Below are 20,677 nucleotides of genomic sequence, written 5' to 3' on the forward strand. Positions count from 1 at the left end.
TGCGTAACTATCATCAATCTGAAACGTTGTGCCATGATGGTGCCCAAATTTCACCAGCGACAAAACAAAGAAATCCTGATAATCAAACGTCCGCCACGTTGCGGTTTTTAAAAACTCAGACAACTCAGCCGTCAGCTGTTCCTGTGAGCGCAGGAAAAAGGTCGGCACCTTTTGAAACCCACTAAAAGCGCGGTGATTACTGATTCGGATTGCCAAATATTGGCACATGTGACGGCCGAGAATCACGTAAATCGACTGACTTTTACGCGCACAATAAAAGCTGATCAGACAGTTTTCATCACCTAAAGCGCCAGCAATCGCGGCCTTCACCTGCAGTTCGCGTTTTTCATTCATCCGATTCACCTCGCTTGGCTTTTGACATAAGGGTTTGCTACTAATTTAACACAAGGACAGCTATGGCAACCCGCATTTTACTTGACAACATAAAAATATATAAATTGTCCTCTGACGTGTGATTAGCAATCGTCTGCAAGTATATGTCCCAACATGAAGTCTTTTCATGGCATAATGTTTCTAGAAACAAGGAAAGGTGATCAAAAATGGCCGATACAACCGTAACTTACTTGCGATTCAACAACGACCAATACAAAAAAATTAAAGAACTTGCTGACTTCCATGGTGTTTCCGTCACGAAGTATATGCGTGAAGCTATCCTTGAGCGCCTGGAAGATGAAGAGGATTACAATGACGCAATGGCTAACCTAAGCTCAAGTCATGGTGAAACAGTCTCCAGCGCCGAAATCCGTACGCGTCTTGCATTAAGTTAATGGCGTCTCAATACCTTTACCTTGATCAAATATGATTGACTTCAACCATATCGCTTTTGTTATGCCATGACATACGCTTGTGACCGCCGAACGATTTGCTATACAGTTTCCTTTGTTGTACTTCAATCACGGGAGTACTTTTATGGAATTCGTTCGCTCAAAAACCGAATTCATAAAAGTGCTCTTTGTCGTCTCGGGCGAAAACAGCGCAGCAACTGCAAAAACTGCTTTGTGTGATTCCGCGACCAAATTCAATTTTTAGAAATGGAGCGATTGTTTTGGAAAAAAATCTAGCGCCGATCACCATTATTTCTGCTGGCCAATCTAACATGGACGGACGCGTACCGGTATCAGAACTCCCAGCTGACATTCATCTGCCGCTGACTAACTGCCACTATTGCAGCAACTACACTCCCGACCACAACAAAGGGGTCTTTCAAGCCAGTCTGAAAACCAGCGATCTATCTCAGGATCGCTGGGGCTTCGACATGGTAACGTATCACAATATTTTGCAGCGGACGCCTTATCAAAGTCTGTACGTCATCAAATGTTCCGAAGGCGGGACATCAATTGACCCAACCGGTGACGGTGACCGCCACTGGACCACCCATTTTGACGAACTCGCCTCACCCGATGACTCTTTGTTACTAGCGTTTACTCACCTCATCAAGCAGTGTCTTGCCGCCAGCCAACAACACCTCGACATCAAGGCGATGCTTTGGCACCAAGGTGAAGCCGATCGCGGTTCCTATTCACAGACTGCAGCCGACCACTATTACGACAACCTCAAAGCCGTTTTCACCTACTGTCGCCAGTTAGTCGACAAACCCACCCTGCCAATCATCTGTGGCACCGTCAGCCACCACTCCGAACAATACGATCCGCAAGTCGAAAAAAGCATGATTCAACTCGCCACCGAAGACCCCAACATCCACATGATCGACATGGAAAACGGTACGCTGCTGGACGCCTACCATTTTGACGCCAAAAGCGCCGAATTCTTTGGCAATCAAGGCTTCAATTGCTTGATTGACCAGAAGATTATCGAAGGTAAAAAGTTAGATTTACCCGCAGTTAAGATTTATTGACTTACGAACATTTACTTATAGAAAAAGCCTCCCATGCCGGAGACTTTTTTGATGATGTCAAAATATGGTCAGACACCGCTCGTCACTCATCAAACCGGATAAACAACATGAAACGATTCGAGAACAATCCGCGCTGTCGCTGGGTCAAATTGTTTACCTGCTTCCGCATATTCAGCTTCAAAGAACGCTTCGTGAACCTGCCGCCAATAGGCTAGGCTGCGATCTCCTTCACCTTCGCGAAACGCATGGTCAGCGCTCACCGCCAAAAATGATTGGACTTCCACAGCATCCGTGTGCGTCACGCAAACGGGTTCGTTGGATGCATTTAAGATCACATCATACGCCCCCGCTTGTGGCAAAGGTTCATCGACGCCATATAGATCGCGTGCACTTGCTGTTGCCGTTTTTTTACCAGCAAGCACGAGTGCTGCCAATGCATCTGCCTCAGCGCCAAATTGATAGGCACTTTGTAAAGGTGTGGATCCCGGCAGGCCCAGTACCTGCTTTGCCTGAGTGAAATAGTTTTCTGGTTTCATTATCTTGCTCCTTGATTAAATGGTTCAATCGGACAAATACCTGCTGATTTTGGCCAATATATCTCGAAGATTTGAAGAAACAGCCACTGTCAAAAATATATCTCCTAGAAATGGCCAAAATTAAGAGAAATATTTTTAAAGTGTCTGACAATTGTGAGTTGTTGATCAACTTGCTTGAATCTTTTAACCCAAAACATTTATCCACGAAATATCAAAATTAAACCAGCTGCGCGTATCCAATCGCATATAAAGTTGTTACTGTGGCTTATGTTCCTCGGTCATATACGCAATAAAACGCTGACTAACCGCATGAATCTTTGGCCGGTGTTTGACCAGTTCAATCCAGCCGTCTTCCTCAAGCTGATCAATGCTTTTCTTAATGCTGATTTGGCTATAGGTGCGTCCGTTAAACCCTTGCCTTGAAAGCAGCTCTTTCAAGGCGTTATCGTCCATGGTTGAATTTTCCCTTGATCCGAATAAATACGGTTGAATCAAGTAGGCCAGAATTGCTTTTTGATGATCCGTAAAATCCGCCGCCAAAATTCGATGGAACCAGTCCTCCAGTTTAACCTGACTTTGTTTAAGCGCCGTGATGATGTCCTTTTGACCTGTTTCGATAATGCGCATCAAGGTTTCGACGAAGAAAGTGACATCGCCGAAGTTTTTAGGATGTTCAACTTCCGCAAACGCCTGATAGTATCTGTTCTTTGCCTTGCTAATGCTATTCGACAGACTAATGCCGGTCAGATAATCAAGCTTTTTTCCAAGATATGCGCATGCCAAATAGCGTCCGGTTCTTCCGTTGCCATCATAAAAAGGGTGCACATATTCGAAGAAGAAATGCGAAATGAGGGCTTTCAGAATAAAAGGCGTTTCATCATCATTCATAAATTGGATGAGGGCTTCCATATCTTCTTTAACTTGCGCTTCATCAGGCGAGGGCCAATGGATAGCGCGGCCGGAAGCAGCATCATTGATGAAAACTTCCTTCGAACGGAAAACCTGGCCATCAGGTAAATCCGCTTTTTTGATTTCTCCTGCCGTGACATATTCCCATGTGGTTCTAATCTGGGTAACGTCAGTGATTTTAATGGAACGGTTTCGCCGAATGCCCAGATAAATATTGGCAAGCGAGCGGAAGCGCATGGGCGTTTTCTCTTTTTTCAGCGCACTCATCACCGCACTATAAAGTTCTCTGCGCGTGCTTCTAACGCCCTCAATTTCATTAGTGCTCATCAGCTCATTGACCAGCGTCTCTAAAAAGAACTGATCACTCGCGACATCAGGCAGTTCGCTAATCAGGCGCTTAATGGTCTCAGAGCGTTGCATCATCGAGATCGTCATTTTATAGATATCCGGCGTTAGAACGCAAAAAATCTGATGCGAGGCGATTGCCTTGTGGTCGCGTTCATTGGGACTCATCCATAAATTCGTTTTAACCGCGCTTTCTCCATTGATGCGGCGTTCATATTCTTCCGAAATGTTCAGTATACTTTGGCTGTAGCTCAGAACTCTCAACGTTTTGTATCCCATTGTTTCTCCTCCAAGAACATGACGTCAGGGGCGACTAAGGGGGTAAAGGTCAAAATATTTATGCCGGAAACGGCCAAAACTTGAAGAAATATTTTCAAGAATGAGCATAACCGATTCGCTGCAAGTTTGCCAATTTAAAAATCCCCATTATCGCTACCCATCAAGGCCCGCCTGCAACGCCTGCCTTACTTGTGATACGGACTGCCAATATTAATCATAAACGCCCGATAAATCTGCTCCATCAACACCAGGCGCATCAACTGGTGCGGCATGGTTAGTTTGCCAAAACTTAACGTATCGTTCGCCCGCTTCATAACGGCTGGCGACAGACCAAGCGAGCCGCCGATGACGAACGTAATATCTGAGTGACCATACGTCCCCAGGTCGGCGATTTCTTTGGCGAAAACTTCAGATGGGCGTTGTTTGCCTTCAATCGCTAAAGCAATGACCCACTCTTTGTCCTTGATTTTGGCTAAAATGCGCTTGCCTTCTTTGTCCTTAACCGCCGCCATCTCGGCTTCGGACAGATTTTCCGGCGCTTTTTCGTCTGCCACTTCGACAATGTTGACTTTGGCGAACTTATCCATGCGCTTTAAATATTCCGCAATGCCTTCACGAAAATACTTTTCTTTTAACTTACCGACACCGATGATTTTAATATTCACACTGCTCGATACTCCTGTCGTTTACAACTTGTCACAACCATGTTCGATTTTAAGTATACCAGACGTTCTGTCAGGTTTAGCTATTGTCATCGTTCGGTTTTTGGCGCAAAATAGACGGGTTGAGTTTTTTCAAATGAGGTAAATTGATGATTGTTATTCGGCGTCTGATCAGAGATCGGGTCCTGCAGATCACCGGCTTATTGGTCGTCATAAGTTTATTCATCGGCCGGCCTAAAATAAGTGACATAAGTTTTGCCACATTATGGTCCATTCTTGCCATGATGACGGTGATTCAAATCTTCGAACACCTACATATTCTTGATTACTGGGCTTATCGGCTAACATCCCGGGCAAAAAACACACGCCAGTTAGCGTGGTGGTTTATTTTTCTTGCCATTTTTGCCAGTATGTTTCTTTCTAATGACGTCACGGTTTTAACGTTAATTCCGTTATATCTGCGGGTAGCTAAGAAATATCAGTTGCCGGAAATTCTGCCAGTCACCTTAATCGGGCTGGCAGCTAATTTTGGGAGTGCCTTCACGCCGTTTGGCAACACCCACAACATTTTCCTGATGCATCAATTCCAGATTAATCTACGCCAATTTTTCAGCTGGTCAATGCCGCTTTTAGCCTGCAGTTTCCTAGTTTTGGTGGTGCTAAGCCTTTTTTTGCATAATGTCCCGGTGCCCAACGTACCCACTGAACATATTCATATTCAGGTTCGGCCGACGATTTTTGCCATAGTTGTAGCGTGCGTGGTTTTCGCGGGCGTTATCGGCATCGTGCCTGCCTGGGTCGGCGCGGTGTTGGCAATTCTGCTATCGGTTGCGCTCGATCCAAAAGACATGAAAGAAGTGGATTACGCCGTTGTCCTAACCTTCGCTGGTTTTTTCGTGATTGTCAGCGTCGTTGGGCAGATTCCGTGGGTGACCCATTTTATTGCCAGCCTGGAAAATTCCGAGGATTCGGTTTACTTAAGCGGTGTCTTGACGAGCCAGGTGATTTCCAACGTTCCGGCCACTGTTTTGTTGGCCCGGTTTACCGGTTATGTTGAAGCGCTATTTTATGGTTCCAACATTGGCGGTGTCGGCACGTTGGTCGGTTCGATGGCGAATTTGCTGGTTTTCAAACAATATCTGGTTTATGGCAGTCGCCCGCATGCACGCTTCTTTCTCGGCTTCACGATTTTCAACTTGATTGCGCTGGTGATTTTAGGGTGTGCCGGTTACTGGTTAACCATCCGCTAATCATCGTAAAATAAAAACAAAACGGAGGTGGGGTGCTTGAAACTCACAATCACAGATGTCGCCGAAAAAGCCGGCGTGTCCAAGGCAACGATTTCCCGCTATTTGAATGGCCGCTTCGAGCATATGTCAGCGACCACCAAGGCACACATCGCCGCGGTGATTGCGGAGCTTAACTACACGCCAAGCCCCCAAGCCAGTTCGCTGAAAACCAATCGCAGCCACTTGATCGGCGTGGTGGTGGCCGACATTTCCAATATTTATTCGACTTTACTCATTAGCGGCATCAACAAGGTCACCCAGCAGTCAATGGACCAGATTTTGATCAACGATGCAGCCAACGATCTGAAAAGCGAAGCAAAAGCGCTCGAAATGCTGCTGAGTATGAATGTGGACGGGATTATCATGCAGCCGCTGAGTCCTGTGGCGCATCACTACGACCTGATTCGAGACAGCCAGACGCCCATGGTACTAGTTGACCGGATAACCCGACCGCTCACTTGGCCAACTGTCACGGCCGACGACTACCGATCGACCGCGAAACTGGCGCAGGCCATTCTTAACAGCCATTATGAAGACATATTGATCCTCATCAACCCGATCGCCCAGATTTCCACCCGGCAATCGCGGTATCAAGCGTTTGTGGATACGTTCAAAAAGACGCCGACCACGGTTACTTTATTGGAAACAGACAACGACAGCATCACGCCACTTGCCAACTGGATCACAGCACATCCCCAGAAGCATCCGCTCATTTTTGCCGGCAATGGCCGCTTGTTAATGGCAACGTTACGCTGGCTGCATGACAAAGGGTTGCGGATCCCGCAAGACGTTGCGCTCAGCGGCTATGACGACTGGGATTGGGCTGAATTAGTGACACCGGGCATCTCCGCCGTTTCACAACACCCTGATGTCATCGGTCAAACCGCAGCTGAACTACTCGCTCAGCAGATTGCTGGCGAACCGGTTGCGGTCCAGCGCATGGAAATTCCAGCCGATGTCCGAATTCGCTCATCATTTTGATTCCAAAAATGGATACCAAAGCTAAATCGCTTCTAGAGATGAATAAAATCTCTGGAGGCGATTTTTGCGTCCTTAAGCCGTGCGACCTTGGCCGCATTTTTCAATCAAAACAAAACGAGCATTTTACTTGACCATAATTGTAAGCGCTTGTATAGTGACAATGTGCTTTTAGGAAACCGGTTTCCCTATTGAATCGAGTTTAACTTTCTGTTCGTCATACCATGCTCCTTGGCGCAAAGGAGCAACTCGCTCACTTTTTAGGAGGTTGTAACCATGTTAGCACCAATCGTTGCTAATCTTTTATTGCTCGCTTCCGAATGGCAGGCCGGCCAATCACAAGCTGACCTCGTGTCAAAGTTGGTCAACTTGGGCTTTTCGACTATTGAAGTCAGACGGGAATATTTTCGCGATATTTCCCGAGAACTGCCGCAAATAGCCGAACTTGCCAAGAATCAACAGCTGAAACTTTTCTACAGTGTTCCTGATGAAATTTTTATTGCTAAAGGTCAGGTTAATCCAAAGCTTCAGGGTTATTTGGATGAAGCAAAAGTCATGGGCGTGACCAAGATCAAGTGGAATATTGGCGCTTTTGCCGAGTTCTCCGGTGATCTTGCCAGTGCCTTGCTTCCGCTCACCCAGCAAGGAATTGAAATCAATATCGAAAATGATCAAACTACCACGAGTGGCCGCTTACAACCGATTTTGACATTTCTGCAAGCCGTCACGGCCGCCAATGTTCCGATCGGCTATGTGTACGATCTAGGTAACTGGCCTTTTGTCGGTGAAGATCCGTTGAAGGCTGCGACCGCGCTGCGTCAATATACACGGTACATCCATGTTAAAGACGACCTGACTGGCGGCGAAAAACCAGTCACCGTCCCGTTGGATCAAGGGGATCTGCCTTGGCGCGACATTTTGGCCATTTTGCCCGACACAGTACCCATCGCATTGGAATATCCGACCGCACATCACGGCGTCATCTTAGCAGGTAAAAAGCTCCTGCAGGATGAGCTAGGGGGTCTCACACATGAATAACCAACGACTGCAAATTGACCCGGAAAAATTTGCCCTGAATTTCATCAACTCACTCAATATTCAGGTATCTCCGGAAAAAGTGGACATCGAAGCAGCCAGCAAAGAGGCTTTAGCTGCGTATTTGTCGGCGTTTTATCTTGCTGAGCGGTTTAACTCGACGGAAAATAAGTTCTTTGAGGATCCCGATCAAAACGGCATCCGTTCCAGTTACCAACGCATTTTAAGCGAGTTGAACAAGTATTAAGGGGGCCTTCACATGGGGAGTCTAATTACCGGTATTTTACTTGTTTTGACTTTTGTTTTATTCATTATGTTTGCGATGCGCGGCGGCAACTTAACAGTCGGTTTCTTCGTGATGGCGATTGTGTGGACCATCATTGGATTGATACCGTTAAACGTCGCGATTAAGGAAATTTTCACCGATCCCGTGTTGAATTACGGCAAAACCGCTTTGTATATCATTCTCGGTTCCTGGTTTGGCCGCGTGCTGGTGGATACTGGCATTGCCGGTTCCATCAGTCGCCGCACCCAAAGCGTCGGGAGCAAGGCGCCCGTGATCGCCACCATTTTAATTGCCATTATCACCGCCTTGATTTTCTCAAGTGCGTATGGTGTAGGCTCGGCAATCGCGGTCGGAGTCATTCTTTTCCCGATCATGTTCTCCATGGGTGTCCCTAAAAATGTTGCCGTCTCCATTTTCACGTTGTCGATCGGCGCGGCCATGTATATTAATCCGGTTTTGTTTAACCAATTCACTGTTTTCTTCAAAGGCGTTGCCTGGGGGGATCATTATCTACGCTTCGGCTTTGTCGCCATGGCTATTCAGATGCTGGTCGTCATCGCCATGATCCTTTTCTATGGCCGAAAAATCAGGAACGGCAAGCCTTTCGTTGTCGAGTCAGAGACGCCGGAAACAAGCGTGCCGCCTGATGTCAATCCGATCACGTACTTGCTGCCGGTGTTGCCAGTGGCCATGAGTATTTTCTTCAAATGGGATGCCATTCCAGCGTTGTTGCTGGCCACGATCCTGGCGTTTGCGATGACCGGCAATATGAAGTCTTACGTTCATTTTGTCCAGATGATGAATACGACGACCAAAACAGCCATTGGTGATATTGCGGGCTTGCTGATCATGTTACTGGTCTTGACCATGTTTCAAAGCGCGGCAGTTCACACCATGGGCCAATTCACGACGGTTTTCAAACACATCATCCCTGATAACCGCTTGTTGATGGTGTTCATCATGATCGTCATCGCACCGCTGTCCTACTTCCGCGGGCCATTAATGCTTTATGGCGCCGGGGCAGCAACGGCGGCGATCTTTACCGCCACTGGTTTATTCCCGCCTTACTTCTTATATGGCTTGCTCGTGGTTCCGACCATGATGGCGGTGTCAGCCGACATCACCCAGTCCTGGAATCTTTGGTCGGTTGAATATGCCAAGCTTGATACCAAAACGTTTCTATTGACCGGGCTGCCTTGGGCTTGGATTGCCACGATTCTGAATTTGTTGGCGGCTTATGTGTTGTTGTAATGTCTCGATAATGCGCTCGCCAGCGCAGAAGCCTGCGTGTAAGGGCCTTGGTCGCAATGGCCTAAACCCGGGCCATCACACCCAAGGCCGCTTACACTCCGGCTTCTAACCGCGCTGGCTCACGCTCACTTAAAGAGGGGGAACCTATCATGTCAGAATTTCTTACCATCGGAGAACCAATTGCGCTTTTTGCTTCACAGGATACGGATCAATCGCTAAAGGACGCCTTGAATTTCAGGAAGTACCTGGCCGGGGCCGAAGTGAATGTTGCTGTAGGGGTGTCGCGTTTAGGTCATTCCGCACAATATATCACGCGGCTAGGCGAAGATCCGTTTGGCGATTTCATTAAGGACCAGTTGCGTGAAAATCATGTCCAAACCGATTATATTGATAGTACGCCTGATTATTGGACCGCGTTCCAGCTTAAAAACAAGGTTTCAACCGGCGATCCGGATATTTTCTATTTTCGGCGCGGTTCTGCTGCCGCGCACTTTGATGCCAAAATGCTGGATCGCATTGATTTTTCGGATGTGAAATTTGCCCATCTTTCCGGCATTTTCCCAGCGATTTCGGAACAGGCACTGGCCGCTTTTCGGCACTTGATTGACTTGCTTCACGAACACAACATCCGTACCACTTTTGATCCAAACTTACGCCCGCAGCTGTGGTCGAGTCCGGAAAAAATGGCAGCGACACTGAATGAGCTTGCAAAAGAAGCCGAAATTATTTTGCCAGGCGATAATGAAGGGGAACTGTTGGTTGGCTCCCGCGATCCGGAAACGATTGCTGATTTTTACCTTAATCAAAGCGAACGGACGCAAACCGTTGTTGTTAAAGTGGGTCCTAAAGGCGCGTATGTTAAGAATAAAAACGAAGCAGGCTACTGGGTGAAAGGCTTTAAGGTGGCGCAGGTTGTTGATACGGTTGGTGCCGGTGACGGTTTTGCTTTGGGGTTGATTACCGCCTTAATGGAAGGCAAGTCCCAACGTGATGCGGTCGTCCGCGCAAACGCCATTGGTGCGTTTGCGGTTCAGGCGCCAGGCGACAATGACGGTTATCCGACGCCGGAGCAACTGCAGGCGTTCTTAGACAAAAATCTTGCTGTGACGGGAGACGAGTTTTGATGAAACTACAGGTGGCAATTGATCGCGTACCCTTAGCCGATGCGGTGGCGTTGGCCAAACAATTGGACGGAAAAGTCGCGATTATCGAAATGGGTACCAGTTTGGTAAAAGATGATGGTTTGGCCGGTTTTCGAGCCATGCGTGCAGCCATTCATACCTCGCAGTTACTCATTGATTTAAAGACCATTGATGAAGGCGGCTACGAGTTCAAACAAGGCTTTGCTGCGGGTGCCGATATCTTAACCGTGATGGGCGCGGCATCACTGGCAACTTTGCAAACAACAGCGGCAGCGACAGAAACGGCTAAAAAGGAAATGATGATTGACTTGATGGAGGTCGACGCCGCCAAACAGCAGGCCGTCAGCATTTTCCCTGATGCCATTTACGCCTTGCACCACAGCACCGATCGGCAAGACCACCTTGATCCAACCGCAACAGTGGCGGATTTTCATAACGCATTTCCGCAACTCAAGCGACTGGCAATTGCTGGCGGCATTGATTTAGCCGGAGCAACCGCCTTGGCCGCACAAGGGTTAACCGAAATCGCCATTGTCGGCAGCGCCATCACCAAGGCCGCCGATCCAGTCTCAACGGCACAACAATTTATGGAGGCAATTAGCGCATGAAAGTCATTCCGGATATTATGACAGAAATCAATCAAGTCATGGCACTGGTCGATGAACGGCAACTGGATGCAGCGATGCCGTATCTGACCAAAGATAAGCGCATCTTCGTCATCGGTGCCGGCCGCAGCGGTTTTCAGGCAAAAGGCTTCGCGATGCGCCTCATGCATATTGGCTACACCGATTATGTGATGGGCGAAACGATTACGCCGTCCATTCAAAAAGGCGATACTTGGGTGGCGATTTCCGGTTCAGGTACGACCAAAAGTATCGTGGCAGACACCGAAGCGGCTAAAAAGCTCGGCCTGAACATCGTGGCTTTCACCAGCGCCGCCGAATCACCACTGGCCAAACTCGCTGATGCGGTGGTCATTGTTCCCGGCGCAACCAAAACCGGTGCCGGTGTTAAATCAATTCAGCTGCTATCGACATTATTCGACCAGACTGTGCACATCACCTTAGATGCGCTCACATTGAAGCTAGCAAAACGCGACGACACCAGCAATGCCGATGCATTACACGAACACGTTAACGTTGAATAAACGTTAACCGTTCCAAAACAAAGCTTTTATTTCGCATATTGTTTAAAAAGGCACTAAAATTGCGCGATTCATGTGGCAATTTCAGTGCCTTTTTCGGCTTATAAATCCCGCTGCAGCAGACATGTATTCGTTTTCATTGCTTTTCTACCGGAACGTGCTAAAATTAAACTTTGCTAAAGGCATGACGTACTTTTAAACAAAACTTTGATAACTGGAAGCTGCCAGCCAATGATGTTTAGGCATTATGCTGATGCAATTAGAGGCCGTGACAGGCTTCCATTTAAACTTTTTACCGCACATTAACGCGTTCGCAGTCGCAAAAATTGGAGTGTAAGAGTCTCGGTCGCAATGGCCAAGGTAACGACACTCTGATTTATAAGCGCTCCTGCTTACGCTTACCAGGAGGAACCATTCTATGAAGCGCAGGACGTTGTTCTCGATCATCGTCGTCACGCTAGTCGCAGGTTGTTTAACGCTATTTTACGGCGCGCACAGTACTTGGACCGACACACAGTCAGCACACGCCGTTCAAGCGGCTACCAAACAAGTCGACACGCTCTTCAAAGATTCATCGCATCAACTACCTGCCGCACAACTAAGCCAAGAAAAGATTGACGCTGCTAAAACCAGCTTACAAGCAGCCCGTCGTAAGATCACGGAGCCGGAACAAGCCAATCAAATTGCCAGCGCTCAAGCAGATTTGGATGCTGCCGAGCAAATGCTAACCGTTAAAAATGCAATCGCCCAAAAGCCGATCAAGCCATCTCAACTAAAAACGTTAACGATTGAGTCGCAGCAAGCTTTAGCCAAGCTTGCCAAACAAAAACCCACATTTGTTCAGATTTATCAAAAACAAGTGGCACGACTTTCCGACCAAGAGGCAGCTGTCAATAAAGTCGCCAGTCTATTTAGTGACGCCGATTTTCAAGATCCAAAGCCTGGCTTGAGTAGGTCACAAGTTCAAGCCGCCTTGGCAGCTCTCAAACATATTGATAACCCACAGCTTGCCGATCAAATGATGCCAGCCATTGCGACCGCCCAACAGGCAGCCGCAGATGACACTTCCAGCGCAGAAGCAAGTGTTTCGTCTCCAACTGCACCAAGTTCTGCATCAAGCGGCCCTCAATCATCTACTACGACCAGTCAATCAACATCTTCCGCTTCAACTACCAGCAGTGAATTTAACCAAAGCCAGCAGGAGTCAAGTAGCTCATCATCCTCAAGTTTTGCTGGAGCATCAAGTTCACAAGGTTGAGCGCCAATGTACCATTAAACCAGACATTTAAAACGGCTTCGATCTTCCACAAAGTATAAGGAGGATCGAAGCCGTTTATTTTGAATTCTTCTCGCATCACCGATTTGCTTGAAAAAATATATCACCACATCGCCGTTCTAGCATTCGAACTGGTCCGCAGCTAGGGCGGTTCTAATGTCACACATTTAGACTGTGAAACTAAGTATCATCGAAACTCACCATTCAACTCATGGTGCACCGAGTTTTCAGAAAAACGAACACCGCATTATCTTCTTGCTTTTCTGCGACGATCCGATTTTTCTGGCTTTAATTCAATTTTCGCCAGTGCTACTTCGGATGGCGCTAGTGCTTAAAAAATAGCCCGCCAATCGAAGTGCGCTTTACATTTTTTGTTTTTTAAACCTATTCAAGTATCTGCTGGCAAATAACTTATGAAGTTTGACGCCTGCAGTGGGGTTAGCATTGTCAATATCCGTGTACATAGCCTTAGTAACCTTATCTAACAATTCTGTTAATTGGCTTAACTCATCATCAGAAAGCGCCCTCAAAAATGTTGGCACTTCACGCGCGGCGTTTTCAATTGTTTCTCGGCCTGCTGAGGTAAGACTAACCAGTTTGACCCGCTTATCACGGGGCGAACTGTCTAACGTAACTAGCCCACGAGAAACAAGTTTATAAACAAATTCGTTAACAGATTGAGGTGACATGGCGAGACGATTCGCCAATTGACGCTGTGATAAGCGATCCTCATCAGCCAAAACCAATAAAACCTTGCCTTGACCCTCAACTGTCAAGTGTGGACGAGGTTGCTTAATGATATCATCATAAATTTTACTAAGCTGCTCATATTCAGCTAATTTGCCTGCAGCCAACGCCGCCTTAGGTTCACTTGGCAATATTCATCACTCATTTCTTTTTTAGTATACAACTTTCGACAAACTAATTGAAAGTTTCCCTTGACGTTTATGTCAGGGGGCCTTATATTCTTGTTAGTCAGGGTACCTGACTAAGGAGGGATCTTTTTTGAAAACTGAAAATGCAATCAAAGTTACGAATATCAAGAAGTCTTATGGAAAAAAGCCAGTCGTACAGGGCGTCTCCTTCAACGTAAAAAAAAGGGGAAATATTTGGCTTGCTTGGCCCAAATGGCGCTGGGAAAACGACGACTTTAAAAGTGATAACCACCTTACTACGACAAGATGAAGGTACGGTGCTTGTGAACGGGTTCAATACCTTAACCCAAGGTCGAAAAGTACGCCAACAGTTTAGTATAACAGGACAAACGGCAGCAATTGATGAAGAACTGAGTGCACGTGAAAATCTGCTAATCTTTGGAAGGCTAAATGGCCTAACGGGTGCAGAGGCTCAAACACGAGCCAACGAATTATTATTGGACTTCGACTTATCAAACTCTGCAGATCAAGCACTAGCGACCTTTTCCGGTGGTATGCGCCGCCGTCTAGATTTAGCTATCAGCTTAATTGGCCGCCCATCTATTCTTTTTCTGGACGAACCGACGACTGGTTTAGATCCGCGGACACGTAAGCAAATGTGGCAAGCGATTCAAAAATTAGTCTCTAGAGGAACAACGGTTTTGCTAACAACGCAGTATCTAGAGGAAGCTGATAGTTTAGCGGACCGAATCGCCCTTATTGATCATGGACGGATGATAACGGTAGGAACGCCCAGCGAATTAAAGCAGCAAATAGGTGGTATGCAGATGCGCGTAGAAATTACAAATCGACAGAAACTTTCACAAGCTGAAGCGATTATTAAAGACGTCCTATCACTACCTGTCAGCATAGATGACCGCGTTTTGACCACGTTGCTTGACAATATCAAACTTCAACAAGTCCCACAAGTATTAGCTCAACTACAAAAAATGAGGATTTCTTACACGAACCTTACAATTGGAACACCCTCACTAGACGATGTTTTTATGAAGTTAACTGTCGGAAAAAACTAAGGAGAGCCTAGCATGAATTTAGTTAAAAACCAAAATAATATCGTTCATGATATTCTCACTATGACACATCGTAACCTGCTTAAAACTTGGCACAATCCAGATAACGTTAGCGATGTCATTATTCAGCCAATAATTTTCACATTATTATTTGGCTATTTGTTCGGAGGTGCAATTGCAGGAAGTGTTCAGGCTTATTTGCCGATGCTTTCGTCTGGAATTTTGGTTCAAAGCGTGTTAAATGCCGCTTCAGGATCTGGACAACAATTGCGTGATGACATTAACTCGGGGATTTTTGACCGATTTAAAACCTTACCGATTTCGCCAATTGTTCCTTTGGCCGGCCAATTAGTCGGTGACATTTTCCGGCTTTTTCTTTCTGGAATAGCGTCACTAACAACTGCCTTTTTGATGGGGTGGCGACCAGCAGTTGGTTTTTCGTCAATTTTAGAGGCCCTATTGCTAGCTGTTTTCATTGGATGGGCCATCTCATGGATTTTTGCTTTAGTAGGTCTATTAGCTAAGAATGCTGAATTAATCGGAAGTTTGTCGATGATTATAATTTTAGTCTTGTCATTTTTATCTAATGCTTTCATTCCTACTAAAACACTGCCGAGTTCCATTCAACTTTTCGTTAAGATAAATCCCGTCAGCTCGACTGTCACCGCAATCAGAGCAATCTTAAGGACCGGTATTTGGAATGGTGAAGCGATTATGGTGCTTGTCAGTGGTGGAATTATCGTTTTAATATTTTTGCCGTTAACCATATTTGTTTACCAGCGAAGGGATTAATGCACGAAAAAGATGGTTTTGTTGGTTACTATGCAACATCTAATGGGATCACCGTTGTTGTTTGACCAAAAAAATACGCAACCAAAACAATCGTTGAATTCAGTTAGTAAACCCCTTATATTACAAGTATATTAATGTGTAACAAAAAGGGCTTAAATCGTGACCTGTTTGCAATGCTCTTGTTAAGTCCAGCCCGTACCATTAGGTTATTGGAGGTGGCATCAATGAAGCAGAAACATACTTTCCAAATCCTGGTCGGTACCTTGATTGCTGGGTACGTAACCGTTTTTTACGGGATGCGGAGTACCATCGATACCTCATTTGCGCAACATGCCGTCCAGGCGGCAACGCAACAGACCAATCAACTATACACATCCGCAAGGCGAACTTTTCCCGCTAAACATTTGTCCAGAAACATAGTGACTGCAGTGCAGAAGAAGTTGCAACAACTGGCTCACAATGTTGATGATCATAAACAAAAGCAGACCATTTTAAAAGATAAGCAGGATGCCGATGCTGCCAGTTATATGCTGACCATTGAACAAACGACGAAGGCTCAAAGCAGCAATCTTGCCCAAACAGCCGAAGATGGTTCCCAGGCTTATAAAGCTTACAAGGCCATTGCCTCGTCTAAGCCAGAATTTGCCGCCGACTATCAGCAATCGGTTAACCAACTTTACAAGAAAGCGCTGGCGATCTCGCAGATTCAAAAACTTTATACGGATCGAAACCTGCAACATCCAAAGGCGAACCTCAGTAGTAGTCGTGTCGACCTTGCCGTTAACGCGGTTGAAAACGTCGAAAATCAGAACTTTGCCAAGAATGTTTTGCCACTAGTTCAAGTTGCTCGGAAATCACAGACAAGCAACGATTCAAGCGTCGCGATGGTTAACCCGAACTCAAGCGATCAAAATGGCCAAAAACAAGAAACAGCAACGACTAACAACTCGGAACCGGCTAGCGGCGTTGGCAAAAAAGATGATACGCCAACCAAGCAGACGCCAGGCAGCAGTGACACTCAGCCTGATCATAACCAAGCTGCGCAGTCGTCCTCTGCAACGACTAACGGTAACGGCCCGTCAAACACACCAGACAACCAAAATCAACCATCTTCAAGCCCAGCCGCATCAAGCAGTCTTGAGCCAATGACAACAGTTCTCAGCGGTGGTTTGTATAAGACTTACGATGACGCCGTAGCAGCCATTAAAGTGCAAGGCAAGTCCGTCGATGATATGACCGTGAAATCAGTAACCATGAGTGACGGTTCGTACCAGTGGACATGGGGACCAAGTGGCGACAGCGGAAACAGTAATAAAAGTTCTTCCATAAGCACAAGTAGTTTGGCGCCTGCTGCAACGCCAAGTACTGACAATGCGCAACCATCATCTCAAACCAAGCAGCCATGATGCTGACCATCGTCTTAAAAAAGGCTGGTGTCCTCAAATGAGGGCTCCAGCTTTTTTTGCCTAATGTAACGATGAATCAGACTTAGACCGCCATCTTTGCCCCAGACTTTTCCCAGCGATCACATCACGAATCTCTCATTACGTCTGTTATGATTGAGACAGCTAACATGACGTCAAAAAGACAAGGAGGCCGCTCTTCTCATGCCAACCATCTTCAATGGAATTCCCTGGTATGATCAACACCAGCAAGCTGTGAATGTTTCTGGTGGCTGTTTGATTCAGGAAAATGGCAAATACTATCTTTTTGGTGAATACCACCAAGCGGCATCTATTGAATTTGCCGGATTTTCGCGGTATGTATCGTCTGACTTAGAGCACTGGGAATTCACCGGCCTCGCCTTGCCGCTTCAGCCTTCAGGGTTACTAGAGCCGCATCGCATTGGTGATCGGGTTAAGGTTGTTCGGGCGCAAACCGGTCAATATATTATGCTCATGCACACCGATGATGAACGTTACTTTGATCCGGTGATTGCTTATGCGACCGCTGACCGCCTAACCGATACGTTCACTTTTAGAGGGCCGCTGCTCTTCAACGATCAGCCCATTCGCATGTGGCATATTGGTAGTTTTACCGACAATGACGGTACGAATTATCTGCTGACGCATGAAGGTGATATCTACCGTTTAGCCACTGACGGTACCACCGCTGAGACCAAAATCATCAGCAACCTCGCACCTGGCACTGAAGCCCCGGCAATGTTTCGTTTTCACAATCACTATTTTTTCTTGGCATCGCAAAAAACCAGCTGGGACCACAATGATAATGTTTATTTCACAGCCGACCAATTCGACCAATTGACCGGCCCGTGGACGCCGCACGGCCAATCAGGAAAATGGTCGCACCTTGACCTGCTGACAAACCGCAAAATGTGGTGTAGAAGAACAGTAACCATGCACCAACCAGTCCTTGCATGGAAATACTGAACATCGAAAAAACACCGAATCCTAGTGACCGGCCGACACCGATCTTTTTGCCACGCGAATGGTAAATTTTCTTCGAGGCGAATTCGTCCCAACCATCGTGGACAACGGTTTTTTTATTTTCCATTGTTTTTTCCTCTTTCACACTTTCAATTCATTATTTTTCATCAATTAACTGTTCGCGTAATTTCTTGGCAATCTGATCATCTGAAAGCGCCAGATGGGTATTCGACAATAACATAACCCGTGCGTCTGCCGGTTCCATCAAGTACTTGCGTTCCCATTGATCTTCATCCGGACCATCGCCTAACACACATAGGCTCCTGCGCCGGGGAGCGCGTTATAGAACACGAAAGTAAAACCCCCAATTGCCCCAAATAGAACATTCTCCAATGAGCCACCACCTTCTGTGCGCCCCATTCACAACACAAAAAAGCCAACCAGCCCCACGAAAAACTCGCAAAACCAATTGGCTTATCAAACTGCATACATCATGCATGCAGCGCCATCTTATTCTCTTTTAAACCACCGCTAAGCCCGAGCCTCTGCCCGAACCGGATCGACCAACGCCTGCCGATGCAAGCCATTCCGAGCGCGCAATGCATACAGAATCGTCACCGTATCGACAACTTCCTGCAACATCGCGCCTATGATCGTCGGGATGACCCCGAAGCTGGCAATGAGCATTAAGCCAGTACAAATCGCAATCCCGATCAGCACGGACTGCTTGGCAATGACCATCGTCTCTTTGGCAATTAACGTGGCCGCAGCGACCTTGGCTAAGTCATCACGCAACACAACAGCATCAGCTGATTCGCTGGCCGCCGTTGCGCCATGCGCGCCCATGGCAATGCCGACATCGGCAATCGCCAGCGAAGGGGCATCGTTAACGCCATCGCCAACCATCACAACTGGCCGGCCATTCTTAGGCAAATTGTCCAACACTTCAATTTTCTGTTGTGGCAACTGCTCTGCGTATACCTGGTCAATCCCGACTTCTTCAGCAACCTTGTCAGCAATCGACTGTTGGTCACCGGAAATCATGATCAAGTTCGCATCATTCAATTCATGCAGCTTAGCCATTGTTTCCTTAGCTTCCGGCCGAATCTGATCGGAAAAGGTAATGGCACCGGCATACTTGCCGTCAACATTGACATAAACCGCCGTCGTATTGATGGTGTCCGTCGTCCCGGCAAATTCCGCCTTACCGACTTTAACCTTATGCCCATCAACCGTCGCATTCACCCCGAAACTGGTTGCTTCAGAAACTTCAGTCGCTGGCAAGCGATCGGCTACCGGTACAGCATCGGTTAAGGACCGCGCCAAAATATGCGTTGACTGGCCTTCTGCGCTCGCTGCTAAGTTCAGCAGCTCATCTTGCGTAAAACCAGGTTGCGGCAAAATAGCAGCCACTTTTAAAATACCGCGCGTCACGGTGCCGGTTTTGTCAAACGCAAACGTCCGGGCATCGCTTAGCTTTTCAAGCGTGGTACCAGACTTCACGATAATCCCGTTACGACTATTGCGGCTCATGCCAGAAACCATCGCAATCGGCGCCGCCAGAATCAATGGACAAGGTGAAGCGACAACCAACACTTGGGCAAAGCGAACCGGATCACCAGATAGATACCAGCCCAAACCAGCAATAATATAAGCGATTAAAGTGAACGGAACTGCATAGCGATCGGCCATCCGAACAAAATGCGCTGGCCGCGCTTCGGATTCCTTAACCAGTTTGATAATCCCTTGATACTGACTATCTTCGGCACGCTGGGTAACTTTAACGGTCAATGCAGCGTCACCGTTAATTGTCCCGGACATGATGTCAGTACCTGCGTTTTTGGCAACTGGTTTGGATTCACCGGTTAAACTGGCTTCATCAACCAAACTCTCGCCTGCCAAAACCGTACCATCGACAGGAACAACTTCCCGCGGCTTAACCAAAATCGTTTCGCCGACTTGGACCGCATCAACATCAACGTCTTCAACGTGCCCATCAACCATCCGATGAGCCGTTGTCGGCGCGTTTTCCAGCAACTGTTTCAATTCACTGCTGGCTTTCGTCGCCGCAAAATCTTCCAACGCATCGCCACCGGTTAACATGAGCAAGACAATCATCGATGCCCAATACTGACCGACTGCCAACGTTGCGACAACCGCCGTAATGGCTAATAAATCAACGCCAAAGTTACCGGACCGAATTGTTTTCACCATGCCCGCGAACATAATCAAAGCGATGATCGACCCCATCACCGTGATGAGCCCTTGAGCAATCAATGGCTGTTTTAATACGAACGCAAAGACCAGCGCAACGGCACTGACAACGAGCACCATCATTAACTGCCAGTTCTTTTTCATTGTTGCCACTCCCTTTTCCTAAGTACCCTAATTATAACCATTACAATCTAGAATTTCAACCTTTTTAGAACGAATATAATCTAGAACTGTAACGGTTTAAATTCAGCTTAAGCTAACTTGCTACGCGGTTCGCCTTTCGCATCGCATTCCATAGCCGCTTTAACAGCAATGATGTTCCCGGTTTATT

General features: G+C 46.9%; 19 protein-coding genes and 3 pseudogenes. 14 read left to right on the top strand and 8 right to left on the bottom strand.

All coding sequences use genetic code 11. The features are described 5' to 3' along the window. Positions 1 to 354 (bottom strand): annotated as a pseudogene (locus tag BVJ53_RS01905) (hypothetical protein); the annotation flags it as partial. Between the two features lie 206 nt (positions 355 to 560). On the opposite strand from BVJ53_RS01905, the gene relB reads away from it, so the two are divergent. Next, positions 561 to 788, top strand: coding sequence for a type II toxin-antitoxin system RelB family antitoxin (gene relB, locus BVJ53_RS01910; RefSeq protein ID WP_129300915.1), 228 nt, complete (start codon positions 561 to 563; stop codon positions 786 to 788). Between the two features lie 278 nt (positions 789 to 1,066). After that, positions 1,067 to 1,876 carry a sialate O-acetylesterase gene (locus BVJ53_RS01915; protein WP_129300916.1) on the top strand — a complete coding sequence of 270 codons (810 nt, stop codon included), beginning with the start codon at positions 1,067 to 1,069 and terminating at the stop codon, positions 1,874 to 1,876. Between the two features lie 89 nt (positions 1,877 to 1,965). Here BVJ53_RS01915 and BVJ53_RS01920 read toward each other — a convergent pair whose 3' ends face one another. The 3 genes from BVJ53_RS01920 to rlmH all read right to left on the bottom strand — a co-directional run bounded on the left by BVJ53_RS01920 (position 1,966) and on the right by rlmH (position 4,610). Beyond that, the gene (locus tag BVJ53_RS01920) at positions 1,966 to 2,412 is read right to left on the bottom strand and encodes an ASCH domain-containing protein (RefSeq protein WP_129300917.1); all 447 of its coding nucleotides are present in this window, start codon (positions 2,410 to 2,412) and stop codon (positions 1,966 to 1,968) included. A 255-nt stretch (positions 2,413 to 2,667) separates the two neighbouring features. After that, the gene (locus BVJ53_RS01925) at positions 2,668 to 3,945 is read right to left on the bottom strand and encodes a Fic family protein (RefSeq protein ID WP_129300918.1); all 1,278 of its coding nucleotides are present in this window, start codon (positions 3,943 to 3,945) and stop codon (positions 2,668 to 2,670) included. 185 nt (positions 3,946 to 4,130) lie between these two features. Then, the gene (gene rlmH, locus BVJ53_RS01930; RefSeq protein ID WP_129300919.1) at positions 4,131 to 4,610 is read right to left on the bottom strand and encodes a 23S rRNA (pseudouridine(1915)-N(3))-methyltransferase RlmH; all 480 of its coding nucleotides are present in this window, start codon (positions 4,608 to 4,610) and stop codon (positions 4,131 to 4,133) included. A 146-nt stretch (positions 4,611 to 4,756) separates the two neighbouring features. Between rlmH and BVJ53_RS01935 the strand changes: the two genes are divergently transcribed. The 9 genes from BVJ53_RS01935 (at position 4,757) to BVJ53_RS01975 (ending at position 12,990) form a co-directional block, all read left to right on the top strand. Continuing rightward, positions 4,757 to 5,857 carry an SLC13 family permease gene (locus tag BVJ53_RS01935; RefSeq protein ID WP_129300920.1) on the top strand — a complete coding sequence of 367 codons (1,101 nt, stop codon included), beginning with the start codon at positions 4,757 to 4,759 and terminating at the stop codon, positions 5,855 to 5,857. 36 nt (positions 5,858 to 5,893) lie between these two features. Next, positions 5,894 to 6,877 carry a LacI family DNA-binding transcriptional regulator gene (locus BVJ53_RS01940; protein ID WP_158280557.1) on the top strand — a complete coding sequence of 328 codons (984 nt, stop codon included), beginning with the start codon at positions 5,894 to 5,896 and terminating at the stop codon, positions 6,875 to 6,877. A gap of 273 nt (positions 6,878 to 7,150) precedes the next feature. Next, on the top strand, positions 7,151 to 7,912 hold the full coding sequence (locus BVJ53_RS01945) for a sugar phosphate isomerase/epimerase family protein (RefSeq protein ID WP_129300922.1): 762 nt from the start codon (positions 7,151 to 7,153) through the stop codon (positions 7,910 to 7,912). After that, positions 7,905 to 8,156 (top strand): glycerol-3-phosphate dehydrogenase/oxidase, encoded by a 252-nt coding sequence (locus BVJ53_RS01950; RefSeq protein ID WP_129300923.1) that lies wholly within the window; start codon positions 7,905 to 7,907, stop codon positions 8,154 to 8,156. Before BVJ53_RS01945 ends, BVJ53_RS01950 begins: the two co-directional genes overlap by 8 nt. A 12-nt stretch (positions 8,157 to 8,168) precedes the next feature. Next, the gene (locus BVJ53_RS01955; RefSeq protein ID WP_129300924.1) at positions 8,169 to 9,446 is read left to right on the top strand and encodes a gluconate:proton symporter; all 1,278 of its coding nucleotides are present in this window, start codon (positions 8,169 to 8,171) and stop codon (positions 9,444 to 9,446) included. 149 nt (positions 9,447 to 9,595) lie between these two features. Next, a complete protein-coding gene (locus BVJ53_RS01960) occupies positions 9,596 to 10,570 on the top strand; it encodes a sugar kinase (RefSeq protein WP_129300925.1) in 975 nt (324 codons plus the stop codon). Continuing rightward, entirely contained in the window at positions 10,570 to 11,196 is a 627-nt protein-coding gene (locus BVJ53_RS01965) for an orotidine 5'-phosphate decarboxylase / HUMPS family protein (RefSeq protein WP_129300926.1), read from the top strand. Before BVJ53_RS01960 ends, BVJ53_RS01965 begins: the two co-directional genes overlap by 1 nt. Beyond that, entirely contained in the window at positions 11,193 to 11,735 is a 543-nt protein-coding gene (gene hxlB / locus BVJ53_RS01970) for a 6-phospho-3-hexuloisomerase (RefSeq protein WP_129300927.1), read from the top strand. Before BVJ53_RS01965 ends, hxlB begins: the two co-directional genes overlap by 4 nt. A gap of 415 nt (positions 11,736 to 12,150) precedes the next feature. Next, positions 12,151 to 12,990 carry a hypothetical protein gene (locus BVJ53_RS01975; protein ID WP_129300928.1) on the top strand — a complete coding sequence of 280 codons (840 nt, stop codon included), beginning with the start codon at positions 12,151 to 12,153 and terminating at the stop codon, positions 12,988 to 12,990. 380 nt (positions 12,991 to 13,370) lie between these two features. Here the strand turns inward: BVJ53_RS01975 and BVJ53_RS01980 are convergent, their stop codons facing one another. After that, positions 13,371 to 13,886: a MarR family winged helix-turn-helix transcriptional regulator gene (locus BVJ53_RS01980; RefSeq protein WP_129300929.1), complete on the bottom strand. Its 516-nt coding sequence runs from the start codon at positions 13,884 to 13,886 to the stop codon at positions 13,371 to 13,373. 127 nt (positions 13,887 to 14,013) lie between these two features. Between BVJ53_RS01980 and BVJ53_RS01985 the strand changes: the two are divergent. From BVJ53_RS01985 to BVJ53_RS01995, 3 genes and pseudogenes are all read left to right on the top strand, one after another. Continuing rightward, a pseudogene (locus tag BVJ53_RS01985) lies at positions 14,014 to 14,956 on the top strand (ATP-binding cassette domain-containing protein). A 12-nt stretch (positions 14,957 to 14,968) separates the two neighbouring features. Then, entirely contained in the window at positions 14,969 to 15,745 is a 777-nt protein-coding gene (locus BVJ53_RS01990) for an ABC transporter permease (protein ID WP_129300930.1), read from the top strand. A 224-nt stretch (positions 15,746 to 15,969) separates the two neighbouring features. Beyond that, on the top strand, positions 15,970 to 17,151 hold the full coding sequence (locus BVJ53_RS01995; RefSeq protein ID WP_129300931.1) for a FliK family flagellar hook-length control protein: 1,182 nt from the start codon (positions 15,970 to 15,972) through the stop codon (positions 17,149 to 17,151). A gap of 853 nt (positions 17,152 to 18,004) precedes the next feature. Here BVJ53_RS01995 and BVJ53_RS15515 read toward each other — a convergent pair. The 3 genes and pseudogenes from BVJ53_RS15515 to BVJ53_RS02010 form a co-directional block, all read right to left on the bottom strand. Beyond that, positions 18,005 to 18,259 (bottom strand): annotated as a pseudogene (locus BVJ53_RS15515) (MFS transporter); the annotation flags it as partial. A 30-nt stretch (positions 18,260 to 18,289) separates the two neighbouring features. Then, positions 18,290 to 18,445: a hypothetical protein gene (locus tag BVJ53_RS15030; protein WP_414467417.1), complete on the bottom strand. Its 156-nt coding sequence runs from the start codon at positions 18,443 to 18,445 to the stop codon at positions 18,290 to 18,292. A gap of 218 nt (positions 18,446 to 18,663) precedes the next feature. Next, positions 18,664 to 20,490, bottom strand: a complete 1,827-nt coding sequence (locus tag BVJ53_RS02010; RefSeq protein ID WP_129300932.1) for a heavy metal translocating P-type ATPase — start codon at positions 20,488 to 20,490, stop codon at positions 18,664 to 18,666. Between the last annotated feature and the right edge of the window lie 187 nt (positions 20,491 to 20,677).

Source organism: Lacticaseibacillus chiayiensis (assembly GCF_004123795.1).
GTDB lineage: Bacteria > Bacillota > Bacilli > Lactobacillales > Lactobacillaceae > Lacticaseibacillus > Lacticaseibacillus chiayiensis.